This window comes from Geobacillus sp. WSUCF1, from assembly GCF_000422025.1.
Lineage (GTDB): Bacteria > Bacillota > Bacilli > Bacillales > Anoxybacillaceae > Geobacillus > Geobacillus zalihae.
On sequence record NZ_ATCO01000121.1, the window covers coordinates 1 to 9,391 of the forward strand.

Genomic DNA, 9,391 nt, shown 5'->3' on the forward strand with positions numbered 1-9,391 from the left:
AAAAAGGCTACTAAGCCGAGAGATCGTACACGGCTGAACAGATCCGCCTGGCATTTGAAATCAATGACAGGGGAGCGCCCAAAAAAGAGCGCTCCCCTAAAAACATGCTCCCATGAGGGAGGAAATGGCCTGCAGGGCGGCCTTGACGCTTCCAGAGACCACCGGAGAGAATAAGCGCCGGCCGCTCCCTTGTTTTGCCCTGCGTCGATCATGTGGGCGTTTTGTGGGTCAAGCACCCCCAAGCGAACGCTCCACCCTTGATTCATCAAGCTTACCCAATGCTTCCTTCCATCTCGAATTTGATCAAGCGGTTCATCTCGACCGCGTATTCCATCGGCAGCTCCCGCGTGAACGGCTCGATGAAGCCCATGACGATCATTTCCGTCGCTTCCTGCTCGGAAATGCCGCGGCTCATCAAGTAGAACAGCTGCTCTTCCGACACTTTCGACACTTTCGCTTCGTGTTCAAGCGACACGTTGTCGTTTAAAATTTCGTTGTACGGAATCGTATCCGATGTCGACTGGTTGTCGAGAATGAGCGTATCGCATTCGATGTTCGAGCGCGAGCCGGACGCTTTGCGGCCGAAATGGACCATGCCGCGATACGTCACCTTGCCGCCTTGTTTCGAGATCGACTTCGAGACGATCGTCGACGACGTATTCGGCGCCAGATGAATCATTTTCGCCCCGGCGTCTTGGTGCTGCCCTTTGCCGGCGATGGCAATCGACAGTGTCAAGCCGCGCGCCCCTTCGCCTTTTAAGATGACGGCCGGGTATTTCATCGTCAGCTTCGAGCCGATGTTGCCGTCAATCCATTCCATCGTCGCGTTTTCTTCGCAGACGGCGCGCTTCGTCACCAAGTTGAAGACGTTGTTCGCCCAGTTTTGGATCGTCGTGTAGCGGCAGTACGCGCCTTTTTTGACGATGATCTCAACAACCGCGCTATGGAGCGAGTTCGTCGTGTAAATCGGCGCCGTGCAGCCCTCGACGTAATGGACGTGCGCCCCTTCGTCCACGATGATGAGCGTCCGTTCAAACTGCCCCATGTTTTCCGAGTTGATGCGGAAGTACGCCTGAAGCGGCGTATCGACTTTGACGCCTTTCGGGACGTAGATGAACGAACCGCCCGACCAGACGGCCGAGTTCAAGGCCGCAAATTTGTTGTCCGTCGGCGGCACGACTTTGGCGAAATACTCGCGGAACAAGTCTTCGTTTTCCTTCAGCGCCGAGTCGGTGTCTTTAAAGATGACACCGAGTTTTTCGAGGTCTTCTTTCATGTTGTGGTAGACGACCTCGGATTCATATTGCGCCGAGACGCCGGCCAAATATTTTTGTTCCGCCTCTGGAATCCCTAATTTATCGAACGTCGCTTTAATTTCCGCCGGCACTTCATCCCATGAGCGGCCCGATTTTTCCGTCGGTTTGACGTAGTACGTAATTTCATCGAAATCGAGGCTTGACAAGTCGCCGCCCCATTGCGGCATCGGTTTGCTGTAGAAGATGTCGAGCGCTTTTAAGCGGAACTCGAGCATCCATTGCGGCTCGTTTTTCATCCGCGAAATTTCTTCGACGACTTCACGCGTCAGGCCGCGCTGGGCGCGGAAGACGGAGACGTCCTTGTCGACGAAGCCGTACTTGTATTCACCGATTTCCGGTGCTTTTTTCGCCATCTCGGTTCACCTTCCTTCATGTTCATGATTGTGCAGCCCTTTTTCGAGCGCTTTCCACGCGAGCGTCGCGCATTTGATGCGGGCCGGAAACTTGGAAACGCCTTGGAGCGCTTCGATGTCGCCAAGGTCGACGGAATCGTCGTACTCTTTCCCTTGGATCATGTCGGAAAAAATGTGGGCGAGCGAAGCGCTTCTTCCACCGTTTTCCCTTTGATCGCCTGCGTCATCATCGACGCCGACGACATCGAAATCGAACAGCCTTCCCCTTCAAATTTGACGTCGGCGACTTTTCCGTCTTCAACTTTCATCGTCAAGTGGATGCGGTCGCCGCACGTCGGGTTGTTCATGTTGACATCGACGTTCGTGCCCTCAAGCACCCCGCGGTTGCGCGGGTTTTTATAATGATCCATAATGACTTGGCGGTAAAGCTGGTCCAACGGATGGTTAGAAGACATGGCTGAAGTACTCCTTCGCTTTCTGTAATGCGGCGATGAACCGGTCGATTTCCTCTTTCGTATTGTAAAGGTAAAAGCTCGCCCGGGCGGTCGCCGTCACGCCGAGCCATTTCATGAGCGGCTGGGCGCAATGGTGGCCGGCGCGGATGGCGACCCCTTCTGCGTCCAAAACGGTCGCCACATCGTGCGGATGCACCCCTTCGATGTTAAACGTCACAAGCCCCGCCCGTTCTTTCGGGCCATAGACGGTGACGCCGTCGATGCCAGCCAGCCGTTCGAGTGCGTATTGCGCCAGCTCGTGCTCATGGGCGGCGATGGCGTCCAAGCCGACTTGTTCAAGGAAATCGATCGCCGCCCCAAGGCCAATCGCCCCGGCGATGATCGGCGTGCCGCCTTCAAACTTCCACGGCAACTCTTTCCACGTCGAGTCGTACAGCTCGACAAAATCGATCATTTCGCCGCCGAACTCGACCGGCTCCATCTGCTCAAGCCATTTCTTTTTGCCATATAATACGCCGATTCCCGTCGGCCCGCACATTTTATGGCCGGAAAGGGCGAGAAAATCGCAATCAAGTTCTTGGACATCGACCTTCATATGCGGAGCGCTTTGCGCCGCATCGACGACGACGACCGCGCCGCGCTCATGGGCGATGCGGGCGATCTCCCGCACCGGGTTGATCGTCCCAAGCACGTTCGATACATGAGCAATGGCGACAATCTTCGCCGCTTCGGTGACGGTCGCCTCAACGTCGCGCAAATCGATCGTGCCGTCTTCCTGCAGCGGAATGTATTTCAGCGTTGCGCCCGTTTGTTTCGCCAGCTGCTGCCATGGGATTAAGTTGCTGTGATGCTCCATGTACGTGATGACGATCTCGTCGCCTTCTTTGACGTTGGCGCGCCCGTAGCTGGAGGCGACCAAATTAAGCGATGCCGTCGTGCCGCGCGTAAAGATGATTTCCTGCGCCGATTGGGCGTTTAAAAACCGCCGCACTTTTTCGCGCGCGCCTTCGTACGCATCGGTCGCCTTCGTCCCGAGCGTATGGACGCCGCGGTGGACGTTCGAGTTGTACTCGCGGTAGTAGCGGTCAAGCGTCTCAATCACCGGCAGCGGCTTTTGCGACGTCGCCGCGCTGTCAAAATAGACGAGCGGATGGCCGTTCACTTGCTGATGCAAAATCGGAAACAACGCGCGAATTTCGTTCACATTCATGATTGAACTTTCCTTTCAATCACTTCAATTAATTGGTTTTTCACGCCTTCAATTGGAATCGCCTCGACGACCGGCGCCAAAAAGCCGTGGATGATGAGCCGTTCTGCGTCGCGTCTCGGAATGCCGCGGCTCATTAAGTAATACAATTGGATCGGATCGACGCGTCCCACCGATGCCGCGTGGCCCGCCATGACGTCGTCTTCATCAATGAGCAAAATCGGGTTCGCATCGCCGCGCGCTTTTTCGCTCAACATCAAGACGCGCGACTCCTGCTCGGCGTTCGATTTTGACGCGCCGTGCTCAATTTTGCCGATGCCGTTGAAAATCGAGGTCGCGCTGTCGCGGACGACGCCGTGTTTTAAAATGTGGCCTTCTGTATGCTTTCCGTAATGAATGACGCTCGTTGTAAAGTTTTGCACTTGCTCGCCGCGGCTGACCGCGACCGTTTTCGTATCGCCGAACGAGCCGTCGCCGACAAGGCGGGTGATGTTCTCGGAGACCGTGTTGCCGTCATTCATCAGCCCGAGCGCCCATTCGATCCGTCCGTCGCGCCCGGCGATGCCGCGCCGATTGACATACGTCGTTGTGCCTTTTGCCAAATGGTCGACGGCGGCGAAAAAGACGCTTGCGTTCGCTTGGGCAAACACCTCGGCGACCACATTGACGACCGCTTTTCCTTCTCGGCTTGCCGATATATAGTTTTCGACAAACACGACGCGGCTGTTGTCTTCTGCGACGACAATGACATGGTTGAATAGGGCGATATCGTCTTCGTCTTGAATATAGACCGCCTGAAGCGGCGTTTCAATCTCCACGTTTTTCGGGACATAGACAAACACGCCGCCGTTGAGCAGCGCCGCATGGAGCGCGGCAAGGCGGTGCTCATCCGGCTTGACCGCCGTCATCAAATAGTTTTTCAGCAAGTCGCCATGCTCGCGCGCTGCTGTGAAGATGTCGGTGAAAATGACGCCTTTTTCTTTTAATTCATCGGACAGCGACACGTACGCCGGCGTATGGTTGCGCTGCACGTACAAGTTTTTCGTTCCTTCGCCCGCCTCGATGAGCGCCTTGACCGCTTCCGGCAAATCGTCAAGACCATCATACGGCGCGCTGTCGACCGTGTGGCGGGCGAACTCGGTGAAATTCCATTTGTCGATTTTCGTCTTCTCCGGTTTCGGAAGCGGCAGCCGCTCCGCCAGCCGAAGCGCCTCAAGGCGCCGCTCGGTCAGCCAGTCCGGCTCGCCGCGCCCGCTTGAGAACGTGCGGATGTAGGTTTCATCGAATGGGATTTTCGTTTCTGTCGCCATAATCCTCCTCCTAACGCTTACGCTTCTTGTCCGACCGTTTCGTCTTCAATGCCAAGCTCTTTTTTGATCCAGTCGTACCCTTCCGCCTCAAGCCGCTGCGCCAGTTCCGGACCGCCGGATTTGACGATGCGCCCTTGCATCATGACGTGCACGTAATCCGGCGTGATGTAGTTCAATAACCGTTGGTAGTGAGTGATGATCAAACAGCCGAATTCGCTGCTGCGCATTTCGTTGACGCCTTTGGCGACGATTTTGAGCGCGTCGATATCGAGGCCGGAGTCGATCTCGTCCAAAATGGCGATTTTCGGCTCAAGCATCATCAGCTGCAAAATTTCGTTCCGCTTTTTCTCCCCGCCCGAAAATCCTTCGTTTAAGTAGCGGTGCGCCATATCCGGGTTCATTTCGAGAAATGCCATTTTTTCATCGAGCTTGCGGATGAATTTCATGAGCGAAATTTCATTACCTTCGCCAAGCCGGGCGTTGATCGCAGCGCGCAAAAAGTCGGCGTTCGTCACCCCGCTGATTTCGCTCGGGTATTGCATCGCCAAAAACAGGCCGGCGCGCGCTCGCTCGTCGACTTCCATCTCAAGGACGTTTTGGCCGTCGAGCGTCACCGATCCTTCCGTCACTTCATATTTCGGGTGCCCCATAATGGCCGAAGCCAGCGTCGATTTTCCCGTCCCGTTCGGACCCATAATAGCGTGGATTTCCCCGCCTTTGATTTCCAAGTCAACCCCTTTTAAAATCTCTTTCCCTTCCACCGCAACGTGGAGATTTTGAATCGTCAACACTGCCATGCAGCATACCTCCAATTTCTGCTTGAAAATAGTCATCGCTCGCTGTTGACCCAGCGGACGCTCATTCTCATTTTATTCTCATTACAATCTTATAACAAATGAAAAATATGCGCAACTATTCCGCCCCCTTTTTCACTATGTAGACGCAACTAAACGGAGAAAAACAGGAAAAAGGGACAGCGCTTTTTATATTTTACACGAAAACGGGCTGTTTGTACGAGCTTTTGCAAAAAAAAAGACCCCGTTGCCGGAGTCTAATGGGCTGTCCGCAGCTCGCGGAGGCATTCCTGCACGAGCGTCACCGCCTGGCTCATCGCCGCCCCGCCGCCAAACGCGGCCGCCACCGCGCATACTTCCAAAATTTCCCGTTCCGACGCTCCTTCGTCAAGGCATCCTTTCGTATGGTAAATCGTGCAATACTCGTCTTGCGCCGCCAAGCTGATGCCGAGGGCAATCAATTGTTTTTCTTTTTTTGACAGCGCTCCCTCGGCAAAGCACGCTTCCGTAAACGCGTTAAACCGCTCGGCCACATTCGGAAGTTTTTTGGTGAACGCCCCAATTCCCTCTTTGTAGCGATGAAGCGCGGATTCGACCGATGCATGTGTTTCGTTGTTCATGATCGTTGTCCTCCTTATTTTGCTTATCCGCTGTTAGTATGGATGAAGGAAAACGATATTAAACAACGAATGGTATTAAAAGCTTGTGGAAACACCACCGTTTCGCCAACATCGACGGAATGTCATGATGAAAACGAACGGTTCTGTTCCACTTCCATCATCATAGGAAAGGGGGGAATGCCATTGATTCGTTGGGTTGTCTTTGCCTTAACCGCCGCTTTCGCTTCGTTTTTGGCGTGGATCATCATCGGCAACACCCTCGGTGAACAAGGAGACGGCGCCTTCAGCTTAACGGCGGTGATCGTCCTGCAAAACTGCGTCATCATCGTTATGCTCGCCGCCGTACTGGCGCGTTTGAACGGCCGATGAAGCAGGTCGGCCGCGGCGCCCTCGGATTCAGAATCGTTTTAACCTTTGCCGCTTTCGTTTCGTTTAAGGGGAGCGGCTTTTTGGAGACAAAAAAAGAAACGGAAGCGAAATGCTCCCGTTATTGGTTGTTTTCCGCCGCTGGAATGACGGCGCCGTGGTATTTTTCTTTGATGAAATCTTGAATTTCTTTCGATTGCAGCACTTCGACAAGCGTTTTGATTTCTTTTCGGTTTTCATCGCCTTTGCGCACCGCCACAATGTTCACATACGGATTGTTTTTCGGCGACTCCACGGCGATCGGGTCTTTCGCCGGGTCCAAACCGGCGTCAAGCGCATAGTTGGCGTTGATCAAAACCGCATCGCCTTCGCCGTTTTTGTAAATTTGCGGCAGAAGTCCAGCATCGACGTCCGCTTTAAATTTCAAATGTTTCGGGTTTTCGACGATGTCGTTGACCGTCGCTTTCGTTTTATCGATGCCCGGTTTCAGCTTAATGAGCCCCTTTTCTTGCAGCATCGATAAAATGCGGCCATGGTCGGCGACCGAGTTGCTCATGATGATCGTCGCGCCGTCCGGCAGTTCTTCAATGCTTTTGTATTTTTTCGAGTATAAGCCGATCGGCTCGATATGAATGCCGCCGGCGTTGACGAAATCATAGCCGTACTCTTTCTTTTGCGATTCCAAATACGGAATGTGTTGGAAATAGTTGGCGTCGATTTGCTTCTCCGCCAGCGCTTTGTTCGGCAAGATGTAATCTTGGAACGTAATGATCTCCAAGTCGATGCCTTTTTTCTTCAAAATCGGTTTCGCTTTTTCCAAAATTTCCGCATGCGGCACGTTCGACGCACCGACTTTCAACTTCACCAATTTGCCGTCTTTGCCGCCTTCCGCGTTGTCGTGATTGTTGCTTCCGCATGCTGCCAAGGCGAAGACGAGAGCGGCGGCAAGGAGCGCACCAAGCCATTTTTTCATCGACTTCTTCCTCCTTTATCGTTTATCGATTTTTGAAGTGACAAAGTCACCGATCAACTGAATGACAAAGACAATGACGAGCACCAACACGGTCGCGACAAACGTCACATCGTTATGGTTGCGCTGGAATCCTTCCAAATACGCCAAGTCCCCAAGCCCGCCGGCGCCGATGGCTCCAGCCATCGCCGTATAGCTGACGAGCGACACCGCCGTCACCGTAATGCCGGAGACGAGCGCTGGAAGCGATTCAGGCAAGAGCACTTTCCAAATGATCGTCCACGTTGAGGCGCCCATCGCTTGGGCTGCTTCGATGACGCCTTTGTCGATTTCGCGAAGGGCGATCTCCACCATGCGGGCGTAAAACGGCGCGGCCCCAATGACCAAAGCCGGCAGCGCCGCATTGGCGCCAAGCATCGTCCCGACGAGCCAGGTGGTAAACGGAATGAGCAAAATGATCAAAATAATAAACGGAATAGAGCGGAAAATGTTCACAAACGCAGCAATCACTGTATTGACAAACCGGTTTTCCCATAGGTTGCCCTTCGCTGTCAAAAATAGAAGCAAGCCAAGAACGATTCCGAGGACGAAAGTGGCCGCCACCGCCACTCCCGTCATATACAGCGTCTCGACCGTCGCCGCCCACATCGTCTCCCATTGCACGTTCGGCAGGAGGTTAGCGAGCATCGTGAATCACCTCCACCGCCACCTGCTGGCGTTGAATATAGTCAAGCGCCCGGTCGATTTCATCCCTCGCCCCGTCGAGGTGCACGAACAGCACCCCATAGGCGCCTTGATGGGTTTGCGAAATTTTCCCTTGCAAAATGTTGACATCGACGGCAAACTGACGCACCACTTCGGTGATGAGCGGCTTTCCGGCTGCCGCGCCGACGAACGTCAGCTGCGCGATCAGCCCGCTCGGGTATTGGCCAAACAAATGGGAAATCGCCTCTTCCGTCTCCTCAGGCTCGATCAGCTGCTTGACGAACCGTTTCGTAATCGGTTGCTGCGGGTTGCGGAACACATGCAGCACTTCGCCTTGCTCGACGATTCGGCCGCTTTCCATCACCGCAACGCGGTCGCAAATTTTGCGGATGACGTGCATTTCATGGGTGATCAGCACAATCGTCAGCCCGAGACGCTTGTTGATGTCAACGAGCAAGTCCAAAATCGCATCGGTCGTCTGCGGGTCCAACGCCGATGTCGCCTCGTCGCACAGCAAGACTTTCGGGTTGTTGGCGAGCGCCCGGGCGATGCCGACCCGCTGCTTTTGCCCGCCGCTCAGCTGCGACGGGTAGGCATCCTCGCGCCCGGAAAGGCCGACAAGCTCGATCAATTCATCCACCGCTTGTTCCGCTCCTCTTTCGGGACGCCGGCAATTTCAAGCGGAAAGGCAATGTTTTCCCTGACTGTGCGAGACCAAAGCAAGTTGAAATGCTGGAAAATCATCCCGATTTCTTGGCGCGCCTTGCGCAGCTCCCGCCCTTTCACGCGCGTCATATCGCGCCCGGCGACGACCACCCGGCCGCTCGTCGGCTTCTCGAGCCCATTGAGCAAGCGGATGAGCGTGCTTTTCCCAGCGCCGCTGTAGCCGATAATGCCGAAAATTTCTCCTTCGCGAATCTCAAGCGACACATTGTCGACTGCCGTGACCGAACCGTTGGCCGCTTGATAGATTTTCGTCACTTGTTCGAGTGTAATCATCGTTTCACCTTCCTCCCCAAGCGGCAGAGCGCAAAAAGAAAACCTTTCTGCCCGCAGAGAACAGAAAGGTATTGTGCACCATTCCGTCTCTTATCTCTCAAAGCAGGCCGCTTTGTGTGAATTGGCACCATTTCAGCACATGCGCTGACGGTTGCCGGGCTTCATTGGCACATCCCTCCACCTCTCTTGATAAGAGCGCAACAATCGCCTATTCAATTGACTACGAATGTGATTGTATCATTGTCTGTCGAAGCGTGTCAACATCTTTTTTATCCGAGAGTCAGTCAAGACTTTGT

General features: G+C 54.2%; 8 protein-coding genes, 2 pseudogenes and 1 riboswitch. Of the genes and pseudogenes, 1 reads left to right on the top strand and 9 read right to left on the bottom strand.

The features are described 5' to 3' along the window. Positions 1-271 precede the first annotated feature (271 nt). The 6 genes and pseudogenes from sufB to I656_RS04695 form a co-directional block, all read right to left on the bottom strand. The gene (sufB, locus tag I656_RS04715) at positions 272-1,669 is read right to left on the bottom strand and encodes a Fe-S cluster assembly protein SufB (protein ID WP_011232461.1); all 1,398 of its coding nucleotides are present in this window, start codon (positions 1,667-1,669) and stop codon (positions 272-274) included. 6 nt (positions 1,670-1,675) lie between these two features. Beyond that, a pseudogene (sufU, locus tag I656_RS0116155) lies at positions 1,676-2,124 on the bottom strand (Fe-S cluster assembly sulfur transfer protein SufU). Then, a complete protein-coding gene (locus tag I656_RS04710; protein WP_020755855.1) occupies positions 2,114-3,334 on the bottom strand; it encodes a cysteine desulfurase in 1,221 nt (406 codons plus the stop codon). The pseudogene sufU and the gene I656_RS04710 overlap by 11 nt, the downstream one beginning before the upstream one ends. Next, complete coding sequence (gene sufD / locus I656_RS04705) at positions 3,331-4,641, bottom strand: Fe-S cluster assembly protein SufD (protein WP_020755857.1); 1,311 nt, start codon at positions 4,639-4,641, stop codon at positions 3,331-3,333. Before sufD ends, I656_RS04710 begins: the two co-directional genes overlap by 4 nt. Positions 4,642-4,658: 17 nt before the next feature. After that, on the bottom strand, positions 4,659-5,438 hold the full coding sequence (gene sufC / locus I656_RS04700) for a Fe-S cluster assembly ATPase SufC (RefSeq protein WP_033006139.1): 780 nt from the start codon (positions 5,436-5,438) through the stop codon (positions 4,659-4,661). A gap of 254 nt (positions 5,439-5,692) precedes the next feature. Next, on the bottom strand, positions 5,693-6,055 hold the full coding sequence (locus I656_RS04695; protein WP_015375747.1) for a carboxymuconolactone decarboxylase family protein: 363 nt from the start codon (positions 6,053-6,055) through the stop codon (positions 5,693-5,695). Between the two features lie 177 nt (positions 6,056-6,232). Between I656_RS04695 and I656_RS0116160 the strand changes: the two genes are divergently transcribed. Then, complete coding sequence (locus tag I656_RS0116160) at positions 6,233-6,424, top strand: hypothetical protein (protein WP_013524548.1); 192 nt, start codon at positions 6,233-6,235, stop codon at positions 6,422-6,424. 118 nt (positions 6,425-6,542) lie between these two features. On the opposite strand, the gene I656_RS04690 is transcribed toward I656_RS0116160, so the two are convergent. The 3 genes and pseudogenes from I656_RS04690 to I656_RS0116165 all read right to left on the bottom strand — a co-directional run bounded on the left by I656_RS04690 (position 6,543) and on the right by I656_RS0116165 (position 9,095). Beyond that, complete coding sequence (locus tag I656_RS04690; protein ID WP_020755860.1) at positions 6,543-7,394, bottom strand: MetQ/NlpA family ABC transporter substrate-binding protein; 852 nt, start codon at positions 7,392-7,394, stop codon at positions 6,543-6,545. A 15-nt stretch (positions 7,395-7,409) separates the two neighbouring features. Then, entirely contained in the window at positions 7,410-8,078 is a 669-nt protein-coding gene (locus I656_RS04685; protein ID WP_020755861.1) for a methionine ABC transporter permease, read from the bottom strand. Then, a pseudogene (locus tag I656_RS0116165) lies at positions 8,068-9,095 on the bottom strand (methionine ABC transporter ATP-binding protein). Before I656_RS0116165 ends, I656_RS04685 begins: the two are co-directional and overlap by 11 nt. Before the next feature lie 87 nt (positions 9,096-9,182). Then, a riboswitch (SAM riboswitch) is annotated at positions 9,183-9,291 on the bottom strand. Positions 9,292-9,391 lie beyond the last annotated feature (100 nt).

What these genes read in the sequence shown, in the direction of transcription:
- sufB (WP_011232461.1), bottom strand. Translation starts at nt 1,669, where the DNA reads ATGGCGAAAAAAGCACCGGAAATCGGTGAATACAAGTACGGCTTCGTC.
- I656_RS04710 (WP_020755855.1), bottom strand. Translation starts at nt 3,334, where the DNA reads ATGAATGTGAACGAAATTCGCGCGTTGTTTCCGATTTTGCATCAGCAA.
- sufD (WP_020755857.1), bottom strand. Translation starts at nt 4,641, where the DNA reads ATGGCGACAGAAACGAAAATCCCATTCGATGAAACCTACATCCGCACG.
- sufC (WP_033006139.1), bottom strand. Translation starts at nt 5,438, where the DNA reads ATGGCAGTGTTGACGATTCAAAATCTCCACGTTGCGGTGGAAGGGAAA.
- I656_RS04695 (WP_015375747.1), bottom strand. Translation starts at nt 6,055, where the DNA reads ATGAACAACGAAACACATGCATCGGTCGAATCCGCGCTTCATCGCTAC.
- I656_RS0116160 (WP_013524548.1), top strand. Translation starts at nt 6,233, where the DNA reads ATGCCATTGATTCGTTGGGTTGTCTTTGCCTTAACCGCCGCTTTCGCT.
- I656_RS04690 (WP_020755860.1), bottom strand. Translation starts at nt 7,394, where the DNA reads ATGAAAAAATGGCTTGGTGCGCTCCTTGCCGCCGCTCTCGTCTTCGCC.
- I656_RS04685 (WP_020755861.1), bottom strand. Translation starts at nt 8,078, where the DNA reads ATGCTCGCTAACCTCCTGCCGAACGTGCAATGGGAGACGATGTGGGCG.